Annotated in this window: 1 pseudogene; it reads left to right on the top strand. The window is 54.2% G+C overall.

What is annotated here, in order from left to right:
• The first annotated feature begins 85 nt into the window (after window positions 1–85).
• Window positions 86–1,438: pseudogene (locus ACR1XU_RS23090) on the top strand (IS3 family transposase).
• Window positions 1,439–1,512 lie beyond the last annotated feature (74 nt).

Here is a 1,512-nt window from a genome sequence, read left to right as displayed (position 1 = left end):
TGTCTGACGTCAGCACCAATGGGACAGTTTAAGTAGATTTGATAAGAGAGGGTTTCTGGCTCATCGTAACCGCCAAGGAGTGGAGATGAGAAAGAAACCCGGAACCAAGCAGAGCTACGGTGAGAAGGTCGTAAAGGACATTCGCCGTGTGACCCGCAAACAGTATTCCGCAGAAGAGAAGATCAGGATCGTGCTGGACGGCCTTAAAGGCGAGGACAGCATTGCAGAGCTGTGCCGTCGTGAGGGCGTCGCGCAGAGCCTGTATTACAGCTGGTCCAAGGAATTTCTGGAAGCCGGCAAGAAACGTCTGGCAGGTGACACGGCCCGTGCGGCAACTTCCGCCGAAGTGAAGGATCTGAGACGGGAAGCCCGTGATCTAAAGGAAGTTGTTGCAGAACAGGCCCTGGAACTGCGTTTGCTCAAAAAAAGCATGATCGCAGATGGGGACGACGACGAATGAGGTATCCTGCATCTGAAAAGCTGGAGATCATCCGCCTCGTCGAAGGTTCGCATCTCCCGACCAAGCGCACTTTGGAAAAGCTGGGCATCCCGAAGACCACCTTCTATCGCTGGTACGACCGGTATCTGTCGGGTGGTCCTGAGGCGCTTGAGGATCGTAGTCCCAAGCCCTCACGGGTCTGGAACCGCATTCCGCAGCCAATGCGTGAGAAGATCAAGGACCTGGCACTGAAGGAAAGTGAGCTTTCCCCGCGTGAGTTAGCTGTTCGCTTCACCGACACAGAAAAGTACTTTGTGTCAGAGGCTTCGGTCTATCGCATCCTCAAGTCCTACGATCTGATCACCAGCCCGGCTTATGTGGTTTTGTCGGCCGCAGACGAGTTCCAGGACAAGACCACACGGCCGAACCAACTCTGGCAGACCGACTTCACTTACCTGAAGGTCATCGGCTGGGGCTGGTTCTATCTCAGTACGATCCTGGACGATTACAGCCGTTACATCATCGCTTGGAAGCTTTGTACGACTATGAAGACCGAGGATGTGACCGACACGCTGGACCTGGCACTACAGGCGTCGGGCTGTGATCAGGCAACCGTGCTGCACAAACCGCGCCTGCTCAGTGATAACGGATCCAGTTATATCTCTGGTAAACTTGCTGAATGGCTGGAAGATCAGGAAATGGATCATGTCCGAGGGGCGCCATACCATCCGCAAACTCAGGGAAAGATCGAGCGCTGGCACCAGACCTTGAAGAACCGCATCTTGCTGGAAAACTACTACCTGCCCGGTGATCTCAGGCAGCAGATCGATGCTTTCGTCGATCACTACAACCACCGGCGCTACCACGAAAGCTTACAAAACCTCACGCCCCGCTGATGTCTACTTCGGGCGCGGACAGACCATTCTAAAACAACGAGAGAGGATCAAACGAAAGACCATCGAAACCCGGCGCTTGCTTCACCGCAAATCCGCCGCATAATCAAACCAACCAGATGAGCCACATCCTCTCTTAGATCAGAGCGCCATCTGTCCCAAAATCCCTGACGACGGACA

The organism is Ruegeria sp. D1(2025) (genome assembly GCF_056536425.1).
Note: the sequence above shows the minus strand (reverse complement) of the source record. Positions and strands in the feature narration are given on the sequence as shown.